The sequence below is a fragment of the Kitasatospora sp. NPDC001683 genome, assembly GCF_053596495.1.
This window is the reverse complement of record NZ_JBSFGK010000035.1, coordinates 1-20,275: the sequence shown is the minus strand read 5'-3', so window position 1 is coordinate 20,275 and position 20,275 is coordinate 1. Positions and strand designations below refer to the sequence as shown.

Annotated in this window: 13 protein-coding genes, 1 tRNA gene, 1 pseudogene and 1 riboswitch; of the genes and pseudogenes, 4 read left to right on the top strand and 11 right to left on the bottom strand. The window is 73.8% G+C overall.

Translation table 11 applies throughout. From position 1 onward, the window contains the following. Nucleotides 1–145: 145 nt before the first annotated feature. Nucleotides 146–1,978 (bottom strand): DEAD/DEAH box helicase, encoded by a 1,833-nt coding sequence (locus tag ACWCYO_RS20150; RefSeq protein WP_270151223.1) that lies wholly within the window; start codon nucleotides 1,976–1,978, stop codon nucleotides 146–148. A 295-nt stretch (nucleotides 1,979–2,273) separates the two neighbouring features. On the opposite strand from ACWCYO_RS20150, the gene ACWCYO_RS20145 reads away from it, so the two are divergent. Further along, nucleotides 2,274–2,702, top strand: a complete 429-nt coding sequence (locus ACWCYO_RS20145; RefSeq protein WP_270146683.1) for an SsgA family sporulation/cell division regulator — start codon at nucleotides 2,274–2,276, stop codon at nucleotides 2,700–2,702. Between the two features lie 198 nt (nucleotides 2,703–2,900). Here the strand turns inward: ACWCYO_RS20145 and ACWCYO_RS20140 are convergent, their stop codons facing one another. Genes ACWCYO_RS20140 through ACWCYO_RS20130 form a run of 3 tightly spaced genes read right to left on the bottom strand, consistent with a single transcriptional unit; the run spans nucleotide 2,901 to nucleotide 7,458 of the window. Continuing rightward, on the bottom strand, nucleotides 2,901–5,495 hold the full coding sequence (locus ACWCYO_RS20140; protein ID WP_449784970.1) for a bifunctional lysylphosphatidylglycerol flippase/synthetase MprF: 2,595 nt from the start codon (nucleotides 5,493–5,495) through the stop codon (nucleotides 2,901–2,903). Beyond that, a complete protein-coding gene (locus ACWCYO_RS20135) occupies nucleotides 5,492–6,817 on the bottom strand; it encodes an alpha/beta hydrolase-fold protein (RefSeq protein ID WP_449784969.1) in 1,326 nt (441 codons plus the stop codon). The genes ACWCYO_RS20140 and ACWCYO_RS20135 overlap by 4 nt, the downstream gene beginning before the upstream one ends. Further along, nucleotides 6,814–7,458, bottom strand: coding sequence for a class F sortase (locus tag ACWCYO_RS20130; protein WP_270146680.1), 645 nt, complete (start codon nucleotides 7,456–7,458; stop codon nucleotides 6,814–6,816). Before ACWCYO_RS20130 ends, ACWCYO_RS20135 begins: the two co-directional genes overlap by 4 nt. Before the next feature lie 455 nt (nucleotides 7,459–7,913). Here ACWCYO_RS20130 and ACWCYO_RS20125 point away from each other — a divergent pair, with 455 nt between their 5' ends. After that, nucleotides 7,914–9,215 (top strand): hypothetical protein, encoded by a 1,302-nt coding sequence (locus tag ACWCYO_RS20125; RefSeq protein WP_449785004.1) that lies wholly within the window; start codon nucleotides 7,914–7,916, stop codon nucleotides 9,213–9,215. Between the two features lie 3 nt (nucleotides 9,216–9,218). Here ACWCYO_RS20125 and ACWCYO_RS20120 read toward each other — a convergent pair whose 3' ends face one another. After that, nucleotides 9,219–10,658 carry an MFS transporter gene (locus tag ACWCYO_RS20120; protein WP_449784968.1) on the bottom strand — a complete coding sequence of 480 codons (1,440 nt, stop codon included), beginning with the start codon at nucleotides 10,656–10,658 and terminating at the stop codon, nucleotides 9,219–9,221. Nucleotides 10,659–10,910: 252 nt separating this feature from the next. Continuing rightward, nucleotides 10,911–10,976, bottom strand: a riboswitch (guanidine-III (ykkC-III) riboswitch). A gap of 83 nt (nucleotides 10,977–11,059) precedes the next feature. Between ACWCYO_RS20120 and ACWCYO_RS20115 the strand changes: the two genes are divergently transcribed. After that, nucleotides 11,060–11,131 (top strand) — tRNA-Cys (locus ACWCYO_RS20115). 90 nt (nucleotides 11,132–11,221) lie between these two features. Here the strand turns inward: ACWCYO_RS20115 and ACWCYO_RS20110 are convergent. From ACWCYO_RS20110 to ACWCYO_RS20085, 6 genes and pseudogenes are all read right to left on the bottom strand, one after another. After that, nucleotides 11,222–13,552, bottom strand: coding sequence for a xanthine dehydrogenase family protein molybdopterin-binding subunit (locus ACWCYO_RS20110; RefSeq protein WP_270146678.1), 2,331 nt, complete (start codon nucleotides 13,550–13,552; stop codon nucleotides 11,222–11,224). Between the two features lie 560 nt (nucleotides 13,553–14,112). Beyond that, a pseudogene (locus tag ACWCYO_RS20105) lies at nucleotides 14,113–14,691 on the bottom strand ((2Fe-2S)-binding protein); the annotation flags it as partial. A 71-nt stretch (nucleotides 14,692–14,762) separates the two neighbouring features. After that, a complete protein-coding gene (locus tag ACWCYO_RS20100; RefSeq protein ID WP_046385723.1) occupies nucleotides 14,763–15,629 on the bottom strand; it encodes an FAD binding domain-containing protein in 867 nt (288 codons plus the stop codon). Nucleotides 15,630–15,947: 318 nt separating this feature from the next. Further along, the gene (locus ACWCYO_RS20095) at nucleotides 15,948–17,558 is read right to left on the bottom strand and encodes a beta-N-acetylhexosaminidase (protein WP_449784967.1); all 1,611 of its coding nucleotides are present in this window, start codon (nucleotides 17,556–17,558) and stop codon (nucleotides 15,948–15,950) included. 84 nt (nucleotides 17,559–17,642) lie between these two features. Next, on the bottom strand, nucleotides 17,643–17,921 hold the full coding sequence (locus ACWCYO_RS20090; protein ID WP_030283993.1) for a DUF3039 domain-containing protein: 279 nt from the start codon (nucleotides 17,919–17,921) through the stop codon (nucleotides 17,643–17,645). A gap of 73 nt (nucleotides 17,922–17,994) precedes the next feature. Next, nucleotides 17,995–18,588 carry a YqgE/AlgH family protein gene (locus tag ACWCYO_RS20085; RefSeq protein WP_405000700.1) on the bottom strand — a complete coding sequence of 198 codons (594 nt, stop codon included), beginning with the start codon at nucleotides 18,586–18,588 and terminating at the stop codon, nucleotides 17,995–17,997. Between the two features lie 299 nt (nucleotides 18,589–18,887). Between ACWCYO_RS20085 and murA the strand changes: the two genes are divergently transcribed. Beyond that, nucleotides 18,888–20,228 (top strand): UDP-N-acetylglucosamine 1-carboxyvinyltransferase, encoded by a 1,341-nt coding sequence (gene murA / locus ACWCYO_RS20080; RefSeq protein ID WP_270146675.1) that lies wholly within the window; start codon nucleotides 18,888–18,890, stop codon nucleotides 20,226–20,228. Nucleotides 20,229–20,275: the final 47 nt, after the last annotated feature.

Below are 20,275 nucleotides of genomic sequence, written 5' to 3'. Positions count from 1 at the left end.
CGTCATCGACGCCGCCGGGAATTCCGGACGAACCCCGCCATTTCGCCGCGCCTGTCAGAGCGTCAGTTCGATCCGGGTTCGATGTTCGGACACTCCGGAACGGACGGTTCCGGACCGCTCCGGCCCGGACCCGCCCGCCGGGCCGTTACTTCGCCCACTCCCGGATCCTGGCGATCCGCGCCTTCAGCTGGTTGGCGGTGGCCTGGGCGGTGAGCGGCCCGCCGCACTGGCGGCGCAGCTCGTTGTGGATGGTGCCGTGCGGCTGGCTGGTGCGGTGGTGCCAGGCGGCCACCAGCGCGTTCAGCTCCTTGCGCAGCTCGCGCAGCTCCTGGTGGGTGACCACCGGCCGCTGCTCGGCCGGCAGCTCCAGCAGGTCGGCCTCCTCGGCGGGCTTGGTCTTGCTGCGCTGGATCTGCCGGTGCTGGCGCTTCTGCAGCAGCATCTGCACCTGGTCGGGTTCCAGCAGGCCCGGGATGCCGAGGTAGTCCTCCTCCTCCTCGCTCCCCGGGTGGGCCTGCATGCCGAACTCCATGGCGTTGTACAGCACCCGGTCGAAGACCGCCTCGGAGCCCAGCGCCTCGTAGGAGAACTCCTCGCCGCCCGCGCCGTCCGGCCCGTCGTTGGCCCGCTCGGCCTCGGCGAGCAGCCGGTCCTCCTCGTCGAAGAGGCCGTCGCCCTCCTTCTTCGGCCGGTCCAGCACGTGGTCGCGCTGGAGCTCCATCTCGTTGGCGAAGCCCAGCAGCATCGGGATGGTCGGCAGGAACACCGACGCGGTCTCGCCGCGCTTGCGGGCGCGCACGAAGCGGCCGACGGCCTGGGCGAAGAACAGCGGGGTGGAGATCGAGGTGGCGTACACCCCGACGCACAGCCGGGGCACGTCGACGCCCTCGGACACCATGCGGACCGCGACCATCCAGCGCGAGGTGCCCGCCGCGTAGTCGGAGATCCGCTTCGAGGCCTCGGCCTCGTCGGAGAGCACCAGGGTGACCTTCTCGCCGCTGATCTCGCGCAGCATCTTGGCGTAGGCGCGGGCCACGTTCTGGTCGGTGGCGATCACCAGTCCGCCGGCGTCCGGGATGGCCTTGCGGACCTCGGTCAGCCGCCGGTCGGCGGCCTGGAGGACGGACGGGATCCACTCGCCCTGCGGGGACAGCGCGGTGCGCCAGGCCTGGGCGATCAGGTCCTTGGTCATCGGCTCGCCCAGCCGGGCCTCCAGCTCGTCGCCGGACTTGGTGCGCCAGCGCATGTTGCCGCTGTAGCTGAGGAAGATCACCGGGCGGACGACGTGGTCGGCGAGCGCGTGCCCGTAGCCGTAGGTGTAGTCGGCGACGGACTTGCGGATGCCGTCGCTGCCCGCGTCGTAGGCGACGAACGGGATCGGGTTGGTGTCCGAGCGGAACGGCGTCCCGGTCAGCGCGAGCCGGCGGGTGGCCGGCTCGAAGGCCTCGAAGCAGGCCTCGCCCCAGGACTTGGAGTCACCGGCGTGGTGGATCTCGTCCATGATCACGAGGGTCTTGCGGGCCTCGGTGCGGTTGCGGTGCAGCATCGGGTTGACCCCGACGCCCGCGTAGGTGACCACGATGCCGTGGTAGTCCCGGGAGAGCGGGCCGGAGGAGTACGCCGGGTCCAGCCGGATGCCTATCCGCGCGGCGGCCTCGGCCCACTGCTTCTTCAGGTGCTCGGTCGGCGCGACGACCGTCACCTGCTGCACCAGGTGGTTGTGCAGCAGGTACGAGGCGAGGGTGAGCGCGAAGGTGGTCTTGCCTGCGCCCGGGGTGGCGACCGCGAGGAAGTCGCGCGGCTGGGTCTCGATGTACTTGTCCAGCGCACCCTGCTGCCAGGCCCGCAGCTTGCCCGCGGTGCCCCAGGGGGCGCGGCCGGGGAAGGCCGGGGAGAGGTGGTGCGAGGCGGCGGGCGCGGCGTGGCCGGCGGCCCGGACGGGCTCCTGCGGCTCCGGTGCGTCGGAGAACAGCGGCATCGAGGAGGCGGCGGCAGTACTCACGGTCTCCGAGGGGGATCATCGCAGGTCAGAGGCGGTTTTGCGGCCTCGTCCCACGGTCGGGCGGCGATCGGACAACCCGCCCAGCGTACCGGTCCGGGGCTGTTCGGACCTCCAGGCCGGACCCCGCGCCGGGCCCGGACGGCCGGAAATCGATGTGACGCATGACACATTCCTTCGTCGTAAGAGCCGGTGCCCCCGGGACTCTCACGGGGTGAGGCCGCGCCAACCCCACTGCCGTCGCGCGGCCCGCACCGAACGAAGGGACCGACCCTTGTACGCCGCCGTCGAAGAGACCGTCCAGGCCCGACTGATCCTCTCCCCGCACCGCTCCGTCCGGCTGCGCACGGTGCTGTCCTACCTGCCGGAGGACCCTTTCGCGGTCTCGATGGCCTTCCCCGCCGAGTTCTCGCTGGACGAGGCCGAGGATGAGCGGAGCGCCGAGGACATCGTCTGGGTGTTCGCCCGTCAGCTGCTCTCCTCCGGCCTGGAGTTGCCGGCCGGCCTCGGCGACGTCCACGTCCGGCCCACGGTCGGCCGGCGCACCATGGTCGAGCTGCGGGCCCCGGAGGGCACCGCGCTGCTCCGGTTCGACACCACCGACCTGCGCCGCTTCCTGTGGCGCAGCCGCCTGCTCGTCCCCGAGGGCGAGGAGCACCTGCACCTGGACGCCGACCGCGCGCTCGCCCAGCTGCTCGGCTGACGAGGCGCCCGGCGTCCGGGAGCGCCCCCGCGCTTCCGGACGTCACAGAGCGTCGACCACCGGCCGCGGAACTGTTACTCGCCCGCTCGCCTCCGGGCGCTCCCGATCCGATGCCGACGGTCGGCACTCGGTCGCTCCTGCGTCGCTCCCTCGTTTCTCCCTTTCGGCACCGGCGCGCCCTTTGGCTCGGGGCGGCTCTCAGCCCGACAGCTTGCGCATCAGCCGGACGCCCTGGGCCGGCGTGAGGTGCGGCAGGTAGGCCTTGCCGATCGCCCTGGTGATGCCGGGCAGCGCGGCCGGGTCGGGGTAGGCCATGTACATCGGCCGGTACTCCGGCTGGAACTTCGCCTTGAACGCCAGCAGCGAGCGGAAGCCGTACACCGGCTCCAGCACCCCGCCCATCCAGTCCAGCATCCGCTGCAGCCCGGTGGGCTCCTCGTCCTGCCTGGCGCGGGCCAGCGGCGCCCCCGACAGCGACAGGAAGCGCGCGCCCTCGCCCTTGAAGCCGAGCGCGGCGGAGGCGATCAGGAACTCGTTCACGCCGCGGAAGCCGTCCGAGCGCCGCCGCATGAAGTCCAGCGTCCAGCCGACCGGCACTCCGTCCTCGTACACCGGCATCCAGCTGGTCAGCCCGTGCACCACCCGCTCGCCGTCCAACGCGACCAGCACCCGCACGTCCGGGTCGTCCAGCTCCTCCAGCCCGCCGAGGGTGAACCCCATCTCGGGCAGGCCCTTCTCGGAGACCCACTCCTCGGAGATCGCCCGGATCTGTTCCCGCAGCGCGAGCGGCGCCTCGTGGTACGTCCACCACTCCGCGGTGACGCCCTGCTTGCCGGCCTTGTTCAGGGCGGTGCGGATGTCCTGCCACTTGCGGCCGGTGAAGGCCAGCTCGGGCAGCGGCACCACGGTGTCCTCGGCGACCTGCACCGAGCGCCAGCCCAGCTGCGCGGCCGCCGCCCTGGTCTCGGCCGAGACGCTGTAGAAGCACGGCGTCCAGCCCCGCGCGTCGCAGTACCGGGCGAAGCCGGCCACCGCCCGGGCCCAGTCCTCCGCCGCGCCGAACGGGTCGCCGGTGGTCAGCGCCACGGTGCCGACCACCCGGTAGGCGACGGCCGCGCGGCCGCGCTCGTCGAACCAGTAGTGGTTGCCGTCCCAGGTGGTGATGAAGGACAGCGTCCCGCCGCCGTACGCGGTGAGCAGCGCCCGGGCCCGGGCGGCCGCCGCCGCGTCGGTGCGCAGCATCGGACGGCGGAACGCCGACAGCAGCGCGACCAGCGCGACCACCCAGAACGCCAGCCCGCAGTACGTCTCCAGGACCAGCGCCACCGGGCCGACCGCGATCGGGTAGTCCGGCAGCAGGTCGTTGTAGGCGGGCGGCAGGAACTGGGCCGGCAGCCCGCTCGCCAGCCCGCGCAGGCCCGCGCCGGGCTCGAACTGCCCGGCCACCAGCCGGCCGAGGCCGACGTACGCCGCCGAGGCGGCCAGCGCGGCCCCGCCGACCACCACGGCCAGCCGGCGCACCGCCCGGCCGGACAGCCGCAGCCGGAACCGCTGCCGGGTCGCCAGCAGCAGGACGGTGGTCAGCAGCGGCAACAGCATCGCCTCGACGAAGTACTGCACCACGTCCCCGCTGACCGGCCCGGCCTCGAAGTACAGCCAGCCCAGCAGGGCCACCCAGAGCAGCTCGGTGGCGACGGTGATCCGCCAGGCGAACCGCAGGCCCCGGCGCAGTCCCTCGGCGAGCACCAGCAGCAGCGCCGGGAACAGCGCGGCCATCAGCCGGCCGGGGGTGTCGAAGATCCGCTCGACGGCGTGCGCCCGGGCGCAGTCGTGCGCCGAGACCGCGCAGAAGTCGGCCACCTCCTCCGGGCTGAGCCGGTGTGAGAGGTACAGCTCGGAGAAGGTGTTGAAGGGCCCGCTGGCGTTGTCGTACAGCGAGGCGATCAGCGGCCCGCAGGCGGCGGCGACCAGGCAGAGCGCGACCAGCACCCGGGTCTCGGTGTGCGAGGAGCGGTGGCTGCGCAGGTACGGCCGGGCGTGGCTGAGCAGCGCGCCCGCGCCGAGGCCGACCAGTGCGGCGGCGCAGCGCTGGACGCTCTGCAGGTGGCCGACGTACAGGGTCATGACCAGCGGGACGAGCAGCACCAGCAGGTGCAGCCGGCGGCGCCAGAGCACGGTGAGCCGGTAGCCGAGCACCCCGGCCAGGGCGAACAGGCCGACGCCGGGCCCGACCGAGGTCTGGTCGGCCACCGAGGCGGTCCACTGCTCGCCGGCCGCGGAGCCGAACTCGACCAGCCCGGTGCCCAGCAGGGTGCCGGCGACCTGCCCGCCGATCAGCACCGCGAGGGTGCGCAGCCGGCCGAGCCGGCGCTCGGCGGCCGGGCCGACCAGGAGCAGCAGCAGGCTGGTGAACGCGTACGCGCCGATGCCGGGGCACCACAGCAACGAGCTGACCGGCGTCCACCACCGGCCCTCGCCGAGCGTGGGCAGGCCGACGCCGGTACGGGCGAGCAGCCGCGCGGACGGCCCGCCGGACAGGCTCCCGGTGGCCGCGCCGAGCACCCAGAGCCCGGCCAGCAGCGTCAGCGTCAGCGGCGCCGAGCACAGCTGGTCGCCGAGCACCCGGGCCGCCCGGCGGATCCGCTGCGGTCCCGGCTCCGGCGTGCGGGTGACCGGGGCGAGGCCGGCGCCCTGCTCCTGGGTGGCGGCCCGGGGTGCCGTGATCTCCTCGTCCTGCCGCTGCGTCCGTTCCCGCCGGCTGGCGGTGGCCGGTGCGGTGCCCGTCCCGATCACCGGGTGAGCCCTGTCTGCTGGGCCAGCCACGGGATCTGCTGGACGATGCCGGGGCGGAAGACGACCCAGCCGTGGGCGCCCGGCATGAGTTCGAACTTCGCCTTCGTCCCTGCGGCCTGCGCGGCCTGGTAGACCTTCTCCATCTGTGGCCTGAACTCCCTGTCGTTCTCGCCGACGACGAAGGCGACGTTGGTGTCCGGGAACCTGCCGCGCGCCATGACGTGCAGCGGGTCGACCGCCTCGAACTTGGCCTCGTCGCCGCCGAAGGCCGCCTTGACGGTGTCCTCCCGGGTGCCCAGGGTGGGCTCCTCCTGCCCGGACATGTCGAGCACGGTGCCGTACACGTCGGGCGCGTTGACCCCGAGTTGCAGCGCACAGGTGCCACCCATCGAGGCACCGCCGATCGCCCAGGACTTCCGGCCGGCGGCGGTCTGCAGGTTCTTGTGGATCCAGTTGGGCACGTCCACCGCGAGGTAGGTCTGGGCCTTGGCGATCTTCGAGTCCAGGCAGAGCGTGTTGGCCCAGGTCGAGCCGAGCTGATCTGCCATCACCACGATCGGTGCCAGACCGCCGTGCTCGGCGGCGAACGCGTCCAGCGACTGGTTGATCTGCCCGGAGAGAACCCAGTCCCCCGGCGCACCGGGTTGACCGGAGAGCATGACGACGACCGGCAGCAGCGGTCGCGGGGTGGCCTGGTAGGCGGGCGGGAGGTAGACGTACGCGTCGCGCGCCTTGAAGCCGGACTTGGTGCCGGGGATCGGCACCACCGAGACGGTGCCCTTCTCGGGCAGGTTCGCGGGCGGCCGCCAGAGCTCGTCGAGCACCTGCTCCGGCGGGGCGGACAGGGTCTGCGCGGCCTTCGCGGTGACCAGGTCGTCCGTCTTGGTCAGCCACGGCGCCAGCATCACCCGCCCGCTGGGGAACTGACCGAAGCCGATGTTGACCTCGGAGGCGGCCATCAGCAGGACCAGCGCGCTGAGGCCGAGGGCGAGGCCGCGGCGCGGCCAGGACAGCCGGCGCATCCGGTAGCCCGCCAGGCAGAAGCCGAGCAGGGCGACGGCCACCCACCAGGTGACGTACCGGGGCGTGCCCTCCGGGAAGGGGTGCCACCAGCCGTCGACGACGACGTCCAGCAGCAGGCTGAGCGCCGCCGCGGTGATCAGTGCGGCGGGCAGGCGGAACCGCCACCAGCGGCGTTCGCGGCCCAGCGACAGCGCGAGCAGCGCGGCCCAGCCGGCGACGGACACGGCGTGCGGGATCGGTCCGTGGGTGAGCGGCCAGTCGATCGGGTTCCAGCGGGTGGCCAGGGTGAGCGTGGTCATGCGGCTTTGCCCGGCGATGTGGTGTCGGCCAGGAATCCGTAGGCGACGACGTTGCCCTCGTAGCCGTGTTCCTCGCTGTACGCGCCGCCGCAGGTGATCACCCGCAGCTGAGCGTCGGCGGCCTGGCGGTAGACCCGGTCGTCCGGGAAGTCCTTTCGGTCGTGCACTTCGATGGCGTACAGCTGGTAGACGGCGGTGGCGCCGTCGGCCCGGGCGATCTCGATCCGGTCCCCCCGGCGGAGCGCCCCCAGGTGGTAGAAGACGGCCGGCCCGGCCCGGTTGTCGACGTGTCCCACCAGGATGGCGGTGCCGCGCTGGCCGGGGCTGGCGCCGCCGCGGTACCAGCCCGCGAGGTTGCGGTCGGTCGCGGGCGGGGTCTGCAGGTGGCCGTCGGAGTCCAGGCCCAGCTCGGTGACCGGGGCGTCCAGCCGGACGGCCGGGATGCGGATCCTGGTCGGGGTTGACGGGCCGAGCGGCGGGACGACGGAGACCGGGGCGAAGCCGAACAGCGCCTGCCCGGCGCCCGGCGCGGGCGGCAGCACGGGCGAGCCGCCGTCGTGCAGCAGCCAGGCGCCGAGCACCAGTGCGGCGCCGGCCGCCAGGGTGCCCGGCCAGGGGCTCCTGCTCTGCTGGTCGCCCACGGGTGCTCCGCTCTGCCGGCCCGGATTCCATTCCTGGGAGTTTCCTGGGAACTCATTCAATCGGATCGGACCCTAAGGCACGTCCCCACCACGGTCGTATCCGCACCCGCCGATCGGCAGGGTCGACGCCCCCGATCCCGCGCCGAGTCGACATTCGGACACTCAGCGTGACCACGTTGTTCCGCGGACGGGCGCGGTGCTACCACCCGTCGAACAGCATCGACGTTCCGGCCCGCCGGTTCGGTTGCGTCAATCGGGCGATCGATCACGACCGTTCGCTGCGCCTCTCCGACCGTTCCGGACCGCGTGCCATGCTGACCCGGTCACGGGCTCCTTCCCCCTCCGGTCCCACCGGACTTCCGCACGCCGCACGCGAGCCGCCCCCACGACGCCCGCGCCCCCGCACCTCGCTCGCACGCCGCCCGCCTGCCGAACGCCTCATGAACGGAGTGACCATGGACGCGCTCTCCCGCCGCACCCTGCTGGCCGCCGGAGCGGCCACCGCCGCCACCCTGGCGGCGGGCTGCGGCAGCGACCGGGCCGCCGGCGGCGGGGAGTACGCGGCCCTCGGCGCCGTCCCCGTCCCCCCGGCGCCCCACGAGCAGAGCGCCACCCCGGCCCCGGCCCCGCAGAAGCCGCAGGTCGTGCTGATCGGCGACGGCTCCACCTCCGACACCGGCCCGCAGCCCCACCAGCCCGTCGTCGAGCGGCTCCAGCCCGGCCAGCGGCCCCCGCAGTTCGTGGTCTTCTCCTGGGACGGCGCCGGCGAGCTCGACAACGGCCTGTTCACCCGCTTCCGCCGGCTCGCCCAGGAGCACAACGCCTCGATGACCTTCTTCCTCAGCGGCCTCTACCTGCTGCCGGAGTCCAAGAAGGACCTGTACCGCCCGCCGCAGCACAAGGTCGGCGCCTCCGAGATCGGCTACCTGAGCGACCAGCACATCCGCGCCACCCTGGAGAACGTGCACGCCGCCTGGCTGGAGGGCCACGAGATCGGCACCCACTTCAACGGCCACTTCTGCGGCTCCACCGGCGTCGGCCAGTGGTCCCCGGAGGAGTGGGACAGCGAGATCCAGCAGGCGATGGACTTCGTGACGAACTGGCGCACCAACACCGGCTTCACCGACCTGCCGGCGCTGCCGTTCGACTACCGCAAGGAGCTGATCGGCAGCCGCACCCCCTGCCTGGAGGGCCAGCGCAACCTGCTGCCCACTGCGGTCAAGCGCGGCTGGCGCTACGACAGCAGCGGCAACGGCACCCAGGTGTGGCCGCAGAAGATCCAGGGCGGCGCGCTGTGGGACCTCCCGCTGCAGTCCATCCCCTTCCCCGGGCACACCTTCCAGGTGCTGTCGATGGACTACAACATCATGTTCAACCAGTGCGGTCCCAACACCAAGGCCGACCCGGCGCTCCACCCCGGCTTCCAGGCCCAGGCCCGGGACTCCTACCTGATGGGCTTCGACCGCACCTACAACAGCAACCGGGCGCCGTACATCATCGGCAACCACTTCGAGGAGTGGAACGGCGGCATCTACATGAACGCCGTCGAGGACGCGCTCAAGTCGATCGCGGGCAAGCCGGAGGTCCGGCTGGTGTCCTTCCGCCAGCTGGTGGACTGGCTGGACGCCCAGGACCCGGCGGTGCTGCGCAAGCTGCGGAGCCTCGGCCCGGGCCAGTCCCCGGCCGGCGGCTGGGAGAACTTCCTCGGCATCCCGGCGGCGCCGCCGCTCCCCTCCCCCACCGCCACCGCTGGCTGACCGTCAGGCCCTGGTGCGGACCCGGCCGGCGAGCAGCGCCCCCAGCGCCGCCACCGCCGCCATCACCAGCAGGATCACCGCGAAGGCGCCGGGCGAGCCGGCGGCCCCGGCACCCTCGTGGGCGGCGGCCGGCGAGCCGCCGCCCAGCGCCGCGAACAGCACCCCCGCCAGACCGGTCAGCAGCACGTTGCCCAGCGCGTCGCTCATCTGCAGCGCGGCCGAGTTGGCCCCGGCGTCCTCCGGCGCGGAGAGCTTCATCATCAGCACGCTGACGCTGGCGACCGTCAGACCCATTCCGACGCCGCCGACACCCCAGGCCACCGACGCCGTCCAGGCCGGCACCGCCGGGATCAGCACCAGTGCGGCACCCGCGATCGCCACCGCGGTCAGCACGAAGCCGCCCCGGATCATCGCCCCGCGGTAGCGCTCGGCCCCCGGCCGCCCCTGCAGCCACGAACCCAGCGCCCAGGAGAGCCCGCCGCTGGTCAGGGTGAGCCCGGCCAGCGTCGGCGAGAAGTCGCGCTGGGTGGTCATCATCAGCGGGATGAAGGCCTCGGCCGCGAAGAACGCCCCCGCCGCCACCCCGCGCAGCAGGATCACGGTCGGCAGCCCGCGCCCGGCCCGCAGGGTCCGCTTCGGCAGCAGTCCCAGGACGGCCGGCACCAGCAGCGCCGCCCCGGCGATCCCGGGGAGCAGCCCGACCAGGTCGCGCCGCTGGCCCGCGTACTGCAGCAGGCCGGCGCCGACCGCCGCCATCGCGGCCAGCAGGGTGCGGCGGCGGTCGAAGTCCGCGCCGCGGGGCACCGGGTGCTCCCTCTCGGAGCGGGCCAGCGCCGGGCCCATCACCGCCAGCGGCAGCAGGATCAGCACCGGCACGGACAGGAACACCCAGCGCCAGCCGAGGTGCTGGGTGACGGCCCCGGAGACCAGCGGTCCGACGATCGAGGGCAGCACCCAGGCCGAGGAGAACGCGGCGAACACCGACGGGCGCAGCCGCTCAGGGTAGGCCCGGCCGACCACCACGTACAGCGCGACGATCACCAGCCCGCCGCCCAGGCCCTGGATCGCCCGCCCGGCCACGAACACCCACATGCCGGGCGCCGTCCCGGCCACCACCAGACCGGCGCCGAACACCGCGATGCCGGTGAACAGCGGCCGCAGCGGACCGCGCCGGTCGCACCACTGACCGGAGACGACCAGGGCGAACAGGGTGGTGGTGAAGTAGCCGGAGAAGGCGAAGGCGTACAGCCCGAGGCCGTCCAGCTGGCGGGCCGCGGTCGGCATCGCGGTGTTGACGGCGGTCGCCTCGAAGGCGATCACCAGGACCACCGACACGATCCCCAGCGTCAGCGCGCGGAAGCGGCCGCCGAGGACCCCGCCACCCGGGTCGGTTCCGGAGGGTGTCGGGGCGGGGTCGACCGAGGTGGGGGAGGCAGTGGTCATACGTGACATCGTAAGTTCCGTCCGCGCCGATGACCCCTGACCCGGGTCGGTGATCGGATCGGTCGGCGGCCCTAGGACCGGTGGCCCGGGCGATCGGTGCAGCACCTTGAACCCCACCGCGCCGGAGACGATCAGCAGCAGGCAGCCGATCCGGGCCGGTGCCGATCGGGATGGTGCGCATCGCGTACGCCAGTCCGCCCATGCTGAACAGCAGCGCGACGCCGAAGAAGAGGGCGGCCGGATTGCCGCTGAACTGCCTCGTCTTGTCGTCACCGGGTACGACGCGCTCGTCCGGGGTGGCGGGAAAACGGCCACCGCTTCCGACGGCAGCACACATTGCCATACAGAATTTACAAAAGTTCGTTGACCGCATTCGGGCGATCGGCCATCCTGAATTCACTGGCCGTGTGCCCGAGTGGCTCAGGGAACCGTCTGCAAAGCGGTGTACGCGGGTTCAATTCCCGCCACGGCCTCGGAAAAGGGAATTGCCGGTCGACCCGGAGAAGTCGACCGGCAATTCCGCATTCCACGTTCCGGATAAATGCCGGACCGGGCCCCTCCGCTCAGGCCGTGACGGCGTCCTCCGCCCGGATCGGCAGCCGGCCGACCGGCAGCCCGGTGGCGGCCCGGACGGCGGCCGCGACGGCCGAGGGGGCGACCACCGCGGGCACGGCGCTGACCGCCTTGGCGCCGAAGGTGGCGACCACGTCCCGCTCCTCCAGCAGCGCGGCGATCCGCACCTCCGGGGTGTCCAGCGAGGTGGGCAGCCGGTAGCCGGTGAGCGAGGGGTTGCCCAGCAGCCCGCCCGAGGTCTGCAGGTCCTCCATCAGCGCCAGGCCCACGCCCTGGGCCACGCCCGCCTCGATCCGGTCCTCGATCTGGCGCGGGTTCAGCGCCCGGCCGACGTCCTGGGCGACGGTCATCTCGACCACCCGGACGGCTCCCAGCTCGATGTCCACGTCCACCACCGCGCGCATCGCGCAAAACGAGATGGAGACGAAGGCGTCGCCGTGCCCGGACTCGTCCAGCGGCTCGGTCGGGTGCGGGCGGCACTGCGCGGTGGCCCAGAGCTCCTTGCCCTCGAGCGCCTCGGCGACCGGCATGCCGAGCACCCCGTCGTAGGAGGTGATCTTGCCGTCGGCGATCTGCAGCAGCTCCACCGACATCCCGAAGTTGGCCGCGATCGGCTGCAGCAGCTGGTGGCGGACCATCAGCGCGGCCCGCTCGACCGCCCCGCCGGAGACCCAGGTGTGCCGACCGCGCCCGGAGGGCCCGGCGATCGACTGGTCGCTGTCGGCCGGCGCGATGTAGACCTCGCTGACGCCCAGCACGGTCTGCACGATCTGCCGGGCCAGCGTGGCGAAGCCCTGGCCGGCGTCGACGGCCGCGCAGATCACCGTGGCGTGGTCGCCGCTGACCCGCACGGTGGCGGTGGACACCTCGTCCTCGCCCTCGGCGCCCAGCATGTGCACCATGCCGACGGCGTAGCCGATCCCGCGCCGCACCGCCGCCGGGTCCCCGGCGCCACCGGGCCCGCCGGGCAGCAGCCACTCGGCGTCCGGGTCGTCCACCGGCAGGGCCGGCAGCGGCTCGGCGGCCACCGCGTCCAACAGCGCCTTCACCGGCGCCGGGCAGGTGACGGCCTGTCCGGTGGGCAGCGGGTCGCCGGTGGACATCGCGTTGCGGCGGCGGATCTCCACCGGGTCCACGCCCACCCGGGCGGCCAGCTGGTCCAGCTGCGACTCGTACGCGAAGCAGGCCTGCAACGCGCCCTCGCCGCGCATCCGCCCGGCCGGCGGGTTGTTGGTGCGCACCGCCCAGGCGTCCACGAACACGTTCGGGCAGACGTACGGGCCGACCGAGAAGGCCGTCGCGGCGGCCAGCGCCTCGGCCGAGACGTCCGCGTAGGCGCCGCCGTCCAGCAGGATCTGCGCCTCCACCTTCACCAACTTGCCCTCGGCGTCGGCGTGGTGGCGGTAGCGCAGGAGCGCGGGGTGGCGCGAGGCGTGGGTGTGGAAGGACTCCTCGCGGGTGAGGGTCATCTTCACCGGGCGGCCGGTGCGCAGCGCCAGCAGCGCCAGGGTGACCTGGAAGGAGAGGTCCTCGCGGTCGGTGGTGGCGCCGGGCACGCCGGTGACCACCAGTCGGACCCGGTCCGGCTCCAGGCCCAGGCAGGCGGCGGTGCGGTCGCGGTCGCCGTGCGGGTCGGTGGAGGACAGGTGCAGTTCCACGCCGCCGTCCGGGCGCGGCACGGCCAGGCCGGCCTCGGCGCCGAGCGGGGCCGGGTCCTGCCGGCCGACCTGGTAGAGGCCCTCGACCACGATCTCGCCGGCCGCTTCCGGGTCCCCGGTGCGCAGCGGCAGGTGGCGGAACAGGTTGCCGTCCGGGTGCAGCGCGGGGGCGGTGAAGGACTGCTCGGGGTCGGTGACCGCCTCCAGCGGCTCGTAGTCGACCGCGATCAGGCCGACCGCCAGCCGGGCGGTGTCCGGGTGGTCGGCGGCGACCGCGGCGATCGGCTCGCCGTGGTGGCGCACCACGCCGGCGGCCAGCACCGGCCGGTCGGCGACGATCGGGCCGGCCGGGGCGCCGTCGGGCAGGCCGTCCGGGCCGGGCGGCAGGTCCGCGGCGGTGACCACGGCGTGCACCCCGGGCAGGGCGAGCGCGGCCGAGGTGTCGATGCCGCGGATCCGGGCGTGCGGGTGCGGCGAGCGCAGCACCGCGCCCCACAGCAGCCCCTCGGCCCACAGGTCGGCGGCGTACGGGTAGATGCCGAGTGCCTTGGGCAGCGCGTCGCTGCGCAGTGGGGAGCTGCCCAGGCCGAAGGGCTCCGGTGCGGCGCCGCCCTCGCCGCCGTCCTGCTGGAGTGCTGCGCCGATGTCGGTAGGCGACGTCATGATGCGTGGTCGTCCTCGGGGAGCCGGATTCCGTGGGCGGGGGTGGCGCCGTAGGGGACGCCGGTGGTCGGGGCCCCGTGCGGGTCCGCGTACGGGGTGCCGTGCGGGGGCGTGCCGTCGTGGACGGCACCGGGCAATGGGGTGCCGTGCGCGGGGGTGGGCTCGTAGACCGGGGCGTCGTAGCCGGTGTCGTAGCCGTGCTGCTGCTGGTGGCCGTCCGGGTAGCCGGCCGGCACGTAGGTGCCGTGCGCCGGGGTGGCCTGGTACGGCTGCTCGGGGTAGCCCTGCGGCGGGTAGTACACCTGGTCGTCGGCGGCCTGGGCGGGGATTCCGGGCTGCATCGCGGTCAGCGCGGAGGTGTCGTACACGCCGGTGTCGTAGCCGCCGTCGCCGTAGGGCTGCTCGGCCGGCGCCGGCACCTGGGCGGGTGCGGCGACGGGCTCGGCGGGCGGCTGCGGGACGAGCTCGATCCAGGCCTCGGCGTCGGCGTAGACCGGCGGCTCGACGGCCGGCTCCGGCTCGACGGCGGCGGGCTGCTCGGCGGGAGCGGCCGGGGAGCCCGGCGAGGCCACGGCGGCCGGAGCGGCCGGGGCCCCGGCCTCGGCGGGCGGTTCGGTGGCGGCCTCCTCGGCGGCGGCCGCGGCGGCCCGCTCCGCCTCCTCGGCCTCCAGCGCGCGGGCGTCCGCGACGGTCTGGACGGCGGCCAGCACGCCGCGGTAGCCGGTGCAGCGGCACAGGTTGCCGCACAGCGCCTGCCGGGCCTCGACCTCGGTGGGCCGGTGGTTGCGCTGGAGCAGGTCGTGCACGGCCATCGCCATGCCGGGGGTGCAGTAGCCGCACTGCACGGCGCCGGAGGCGGCCAGCGCCTGCTGGACGTCACTGGCGCCGCCGCCGGCCGACAGCCCCTCGACGGTGTTGATCTCGCTGTCGGCGGCCAGCGCGGCGGGCACCAGGCAGCCGGCCACGAGCTGGCCGTCCACCTGCACCGAGCAGGCTCCGCACTCGCCCTGCTCGCAGCCGTCCTTCGCGCCGGCCAGGCCGAGCCTCTCGCGCAGCACGTAGAGCAGGCTCTCGCCGATCCAGGCGTCGGTGACGGGCCGTTCGAAACCGTTGACCCGCAGCGTGTAGGAGGCGCACGGGCGCAGCTCCCGGCTGACCTGCGGAGCGAGGCCGAGCGGATCGGCGTCGAGGGTCTCGATGGGGTCTGTGGTCACTTCAGCGCCCTTCCCAGTGCCCGTCGGGCCAGCACCGATACGGTACGCCGCAGCCGAACGGCGGCCGCGGTCGGCCCCTCGGTCACGGCCTCCCAGGCGCCCTCGGCGCCGTAGTTGTCGGGGACGCAGGCGGCGGCCACGTACTCGCCGAAGGCGGCGCCCGCGGCCGGGTCGATCTCCCGGCTGCCGTCCCAGTCGATGCAGCCGGCCACCCAGGCCTCGGCCTCCAGCGGGCGCAGCGGCACCGGGGCGACGGCGCCGACGGCGCAGCGCACGGCCCGCCGGGCCGGGTCGAGGACGAGCGCGACGGAGGCGGTGGCGCGGGCCGGGCCGCTGCGGCCGGTGGCCTTGAGGAAGACCTGCGGCGCGTGCAGCAGCGGGACCCGCACCCAGGTGAGCAGTTCGCCGGGGCGCACCGGGTCGAGTCCGGTGAGCAGGTGACTGACCGGCACCTCGCGGCTGGCGCCGGCCCGGGCGAGGGTGACGGTGGCCTCCAGCGCGGCGAGCACCGGAAGGGTGTCGCCGGCCGGGGCGGCGGTGACGATGTTGCCGCCGAGGGTGCCGACGTTGCGGACCTGCGGCGGGCCGGCGGTGCGGGCGGCGTCGGCGAGGGCGGGGATGAGCGCGGCGAAGTCGGGGCGGTCCATCCGGGCGTGGGTGAGTCCGGCGCCGAGCACGGCGGTGCCGCCGTCCTCGTAGCGCCAGCCGCGCAGTTCGGTGATCCGGCCGAGGCCGACCAGGGCGGCGGGGCGCAGCCGTCCGGCGTTGACGGCCTCCATGAGGTCGGTGGCTCCGGCCACCGGTACCGCGGCCGGGGCGGCGGCCAGCGCGTCGACGGCCTCGTCGAGCGAGGCCGGCAGCATGATCGTCCGGTTCACCTGGGTCCCACCGTGCTCCACTTGCTCATCGATCGCCTGCCGCCCGCGGCCGCGGCCGCACCGTCCGCGTCAGCTGCCCGGCCTGGCCGTAGGGTACGGGCGATCGGGCCGGGTTGGGCAACTCTGGCACACAATGCTCGATGATCATTTCGGGACCGGTGAACGGGACTGCCCGATTGGGACGGATACCGGGCGGTATCTTCCCCGACCCTGACCGGACCGGGGAAGATGTTCATCTTTTCTTGACGTCGGATGACCGTCCACAAGTTCCCGATGGACACACCAGCGCACCGGAGCACCGGCTCAGCGCACCGGCGGCGGCCCCTCGATCGGCCGCCCCGCCACCCCGGGCCGACGCTGCCAGGGATGCGGGCCGTCCAGCGGGCGGTACTCGACGCCCAGCGCGTCCAGCACCGCCAGGTGGCCGCGCAGCCGCCGCTCGAAGCCCGGGTAGTCGCGCTCGGCCGGCTCGGCGGGCAGCTGGGGCCAGGCGACCTCGGCGAAGGCGACCAGCCGGGGGAAGGCCCGGTAGTCGACGTCCCGGGCGCTGTCCGCGAACTCGCTCCACAGGTTGGCCTGGGTGCCGATGACGTGCCGGGCAGCGGCCTCGTCCAGCTGCGCCGGGACCGGCTCGAAGCGGTAGACGTCCTCCAGCGTGCGCACGAAGCCGACCGGGATCGGCTCGTCCGGCCCGTCCGCCTGCCGGTGGTCGAGGTAGACGTGCTGCTCCGGGCACATCACCACGTCGTGCCCGGCCCTCGCCGCCGCGATCCCCCCGCCGAAGCCGCGCCAGGAGGACACCGCCGCGCGTGGCGGCACGCCCCCCTCCAGGATCTCGTCCCAGCCGATCAGCCGGCGGCCGCGCTCGGCCAGCCAGCGGTCGAAGTGCCGGATGAGGTGGCCCTGCAGCTCGTCCTCGTCGGCCAGGCCCAGCTCGCGGATCCGGGCCTGGGCGGCAGCGCTGTCCTTCCACTGTTCCTTGGGGCACTCGTCGCCGCCGAGGTGGACGAACTCGGACGGGAACAGCTCCAGGACCTCCTCCAGCACCCCCTCGAAGAAGCGCAGGGTCTCCTCGGAGGCGTTCAGCACGTGGTGGCTCACCCCCCAGTCCGTCCAGACGCCGAGCGCGGCGGTGTCCACCACATCGGTGTTGCCCAGCTCGGGGTAGGCGGCGACGGCGGCCTGGGTGTGGCCGGGCAGGTCGATCTCCGGGACGACGGTGATCCCGCGCGCGGCCGCGTACGCGACGATCTCGCGCAGGTCGTCCTGGGTGTAGTGGCCGCCGTGCGGGCGGCCGTCCCGGTGCTGCCCGGCCCGGTAGCCGACCATCGAGCGTTCCCGCCAGGCGCCGCGCCCGGTCAGCCGCGGGTAGCGCTTGATCTCGATCCGCCAGCCCTGGTCATCGGTCAGGTGCAGGTGCAGCACGTTGAGCTTGTGCGCGGCCAGCAGGTCGACGAAGCGCAGCACGTCGGACTTGGGCAGGAAGTGCCGGGCGACGTCCAGCAGCGCGCCGCGCCAGCCGAACCGGGGTGCGTCCGCGATGTCCGCGCCGGGCAGCACCCAGCCGTCCCGGCGCAGCGCGGAGCGGCGGTACGCGTCCGGCCCGAGCAGCTGCCGCAGGGTCTGCGCGGCCCACAGCGCGCCGGCCGGCCCGCCCGCGGCGAGCAGGGCGTGACCGGGGCGCACCGAGATCCGGTACGCCTCGGCGGCCAGGGTGTCGTCCAGGACCAGTTCGATGCCCGCACCCGGGCGGCCCGGAGCGAGCGGCAGCCCGGTGGCCGCGGACAGCGTGCCGCGCAGCCAGCGCTCGGCGTCGGCCAGGCCGGGCGGCGCGGTCAGCGCGGTGGTGGCGTCGAGCGGGAAGTCCTCGTCCGGGCGCCGGACGGCAGTCGAAGGTGCGGGGATGAGGTCCATTCCGCCATATTGCCCAGGCCCGGAACGATTGGCATAGACCACGTCGGAAACGCGGTGCCATGCGAAACGGCGCCCAGCGGACGGTTACTGCTTGTCGCCGTCGCCGCCCTGCGGCTTGCCGATGCCGTCGTAGATCTCCTTGCACATCGGGCAGACCGGATACTTCTTCGGGTCGCGCCCGGGTACCCACACCTTGCCGCACAGCGCCACGACCGGGGACCCGGAGAGCGCGCTCTCCATGATCTTGTCCTTCTGGACGTAGTGCGCGAAGCGCTCGTGGTCGCCGTCCCCGTGGGACACCTGCGGGACGGGCTCGACCAGGGTGCCGGTGCCGAGGCCGCGCTCGGGCTCAAGAGTGCTCATAGGTGCCAAGTCTATGGGCGCCCGCGGAAACCGGGCCAGTGTCGCGCCGCGGCCCGGGTCCCGGGGCGGGCGCTCAGTTCATCGTCGGGTCGTCCGGGTAGGTCGCCAGCAGGGCCAGCGGGCCGCGCTGGCGGCGCAGCACCGAGCGCCACAGCCGCTCCGGCTCGGGGCTGGAGACGTCCCCGGGCTCGCAGTCCACCAGGTACCAGGCGCCGCTCTCCAGCTCCGCCTCCAGCTGGCCCGGCGACCAGCCGGCGTACCCGGCGAAGATCCGCAGGCTGCCCAGCTCCCCGGCCAGCACCTCGGGCGGCGCCTCCAGGTCCACCAGGCCGATCGCGCCGTGCACCCGCCGCCAGCCGAGCGGCTCGCCGCCGCCCGGCTCGCCCGGGGCGACCGCCAGGCCGAGCGCCGAGTCCAGCGCCACCGGGCCGCCCTGGAACACCACCGCGGGCTGGCCGACGAGTCTGGCCCAGCCGTCCAGCACACTGCCCACCTCGACCGGCGTCGGCCGGTTGAGCACCACGCCGAGCGCCCCCTCGGCGTCGTGGTCGAGGAGCAGTACCACCGCCCGGGCGAAGTTCGGGTCGGTGAGCACGGGCGTCGCGACGAGCAGACGGCCGGTGTGCGACCGGCCTCCGTGCGAATGGGCCGCCGTCATGCCACACATGATCCCGCAGAACGGCACCGGTCGGACACCGCAACACTCGAAACCCCGCCACGCCGGACGAACACCCGTACGGCCGAACCGGCGGGCGGGGGCGGGACCGGAGAGAGCACCATCACGGGAGAGGCACACGGGAACCATCGGGACGCCCACTACCATCTACGGTTGGTGGACGCCCCTCTACGGTGCCGACTCGGATTCTCCGGGGGCCCGAACGCGCCCGTACGCCCGTACCACCGGTCCACCACCGGCTCCGCAACGGAGCCGTTCCCACTCCTCTGGCACCCCGGATTGCGAGAACGATGACCGACGACGTCCTGCTGGTCCACGGCGGAAACCCGCTCGAAGGCGAGATCCGCGTCCGCGGTGCGAAGAACCTGGTCCCCAAGGCCATGGTCGCCGCCCTCCTCGGCCAGGGCCCCAGCAGACTGCGCAACGTCCCGGACATCCGCGACGTCAAGGTGGTCCGCGGCCTGCTGCAGCTGCACGGCGTGACCGTGCGCACCGGCGACGAGGACGGCGAGCTGATCCTCGACCCCTCGCACGTCGAGAGCGCCAACGTCGCCGACATCGACGCCCACGCCGGCTCCTCGCGGATCCCGATCCTGTTCTGCGGCCCGCTGCTGCACCGCCTCGGCCACGCCTTCATCCCGGGCCTGGGCGGCTGCGACATCGGCGGCCGCCCGGTCGACTTCCACTTCGAGGTGCTGCGCCAGTTCGGCGCCTCCATCGAGAAGCACCCGCAGGGCACCTACCTGGTCGCCCCGCAGCGGCTGCGCGGCACCAAGATCGAGCTGCCCTACCCCTCGGTCGGCGCGACCGAGCAGGTGCTGCTCACCGCCGTGCTCGCCGAGGGCGTCACCGAGCTGCGCAACGCGGCCATCGAGCCGGAGATCGTCGACCTGATCTGCGTGCTGCAGAAGATGGGCGCGATCATCACCCTGGGCACCGACCGCACCATCCTGATCACCGGCGTGGACGAGCTGAACGGCTACACCCACCGCGCCCTGCCGGACCGCCTGGAGGCCGCCTCCTGGGCCTGCGCGGCGCTCGCCACCAAGGGCGACATCTACGTCCGCGGCGCCCGCCAGCTGGAGATGATGACCTTCCTCAACACCTTCCGGAAGGTCGGCGGCGCCTTCGAGGTGGACGACGAGGGCATCCGCTTCTGGCACCCGGGCGGCGAGCTCAAGGCCATCGCCCTGGAGACCGACGTGCACCCGGGCTTCCAGACCGACTGGCAGCAGCCGCTGGTGGTCGCGCTGACCCAGGCCACCGGCCTGTCCATCGTGCACGAGACGGTGTACGAGTCCCGGCTGGGCTTCACCGGCGCGCTGAACCAGATGGGCGCGCACATCCAGCTCTACCGCGAGTGCCTGGGCGCCACCCCGTGCCGCTTCGGTGCGCGCAACTTCCTGCACTCCGCGGTCGTCTCCGGCCCGTCCAAGCTGATCGGCGCCGAGCTGGTCATCCCGGACCTGCGCGGCGGCTTCTCGTACCTGATCGCGGCGCTGGCGGCCGAGGGCACCTCGACCGTGCACGGCATCGACCTGATCAACCGCGGCTACGAGAACTTCATGGAGAAGCTGCGGGACCTCGGCGCCCACGTCGAGCTGCCCAGCGAGCAGCTGGTCGACGCGTAACGACCGGCCCTGACGGCGAGAGGCCGGGCTCCCCGCGGGGAGCCCGG

Excerpts from the sequence above, each read along its gene's own strand:
- ACWCYO_RS20150 (WP_270151223.1), bottom strand. The coding sequence starts at position 1,978 with ATGCCGCTGTTCTCCGACGCACCGGAGCCGCAGGAGCCCGTCCGGGCC.
- ACWCYO_RS20135 (WP_449784969.1), bottom strand. The coding sequence starts at position 6,817 with ATGACCACGCTCACCCTGGCCACCCGCTGGAACCCGATCGACTGGCCG.
- ACWCYO_RS20125 (WP_449785004.1), top strand. The coding sequence starts at position 7,914 with ATGGACGCGCTCTCCCGCCGCACCCTGCTGGCCGCCGGAGCGGCCACC.
- ACWCYO_RS20120 (WP_449784968.1), bottom strand. The coding sequence starts at position 10,658 with ATGACCACTGCCTCCCCCACCTCGGTCGACCCCGCCCCGACACCCTCC.
- ACWCYO_RS20110 (WP_270146678.1), bottom strand. The coding sequence starts at position 13,552 with ATGACGTCGCCTACCGACATCGGCGCAGCACTCCAGCAGGACGGCGGC.
- ACWCYO_RS20100 (WP_046385723.1), bottom strand. The coding sequence starts at position 15,629 with ATGCTGCCGGCCTCGCTCGACGAGGCCGTCGACGCGCTGGCCGCCGCC.
- ACWCYO_RS20095 (WP_449784967.1), bottom strand. The coding sequence starts at position 17,558 with ATGGACCTCATCCCCGCACCTTCGACTGCCGTCCGGCGCCCGGACGAG.
- ACWCYO_RS20090 (WP_030283993.1), bottom strand. The coding sequence starts at position 17,921 with ATGAGCACTCTTGAGCCCGAGCGCGGCCTCGGCACCGGCACCCTGGTC.
- ACWCYO_RS20085 (WP_405000700.1), bottom strand. The coding sequence starts at position 18,588 with ATGTGTGGCATGACGGCGGCCCATTCGCACGGAGGCCGGTCGCACACC.
- murA (WP_270146675.1), top strand. The coding sequence starts at position 18,888 with ATGACCGACGACGTCCTGCTGGTCCACGGCGGAAACCCGCTCGAAGGC.